This is a genomic window from Pelomonas candidula (genome assembly GCF_043555985.1).
In the GTDB taxonomy this organism is placed as follows: domain Bacteria; phylum Pseudomonadota; class Gammaproteobacteria; order Burkholderiales; family Burkholderiaceae_C; genus Pelomonas; species Pelomonas candidula.
Window position 1 is genome coordinate 1 of the sequence record NZ_JBIGIC010000058.1, and the last position, 306, is coordinate 306.

The window sequence follows — 306 nt, forward strand, 5'->3', positions numbered from 1 at the left end:
GAGGGCGTCCTCCGGCTGCAGCACGATGCCCGCACCGGCGGCCGCGGCGCTGCGCAGCGCACCACCCTCGTTGGCCGTGAAGCGACCGGCCCCGGGGACGACGCAGGCCTCGCCGGCCGGCCCCCCGAGGTGCCAGCTGTCGGCATGGCGCCAGTAGCGGATGGCCAGGCACGAGTGCTGCGCCAGCTCATCCGGGTGGTCGGGCGTGCCGTGGGGGGCCAGGTAGCGCGGCGCCGCGGCGAGCACACGCCGGTACGGCCGCAGGGGCCGCGCCACGAGCGCCGTGTCGCGCACGTCACCGATGAC

1 protein-coding gene is annotated in these 306 nt (G+C 77.8%); it reads right to left on the bottom strand.

Annotated features, from left to right (window positions below):
- A partial coding sequence (locus ACG04R_RS28470) for a LysR substrate-binding domain-containing protein (protein ID WP_394418210.1) occupies positions 1–306 on the bottom strand: 306 nt, incomplete at both ends.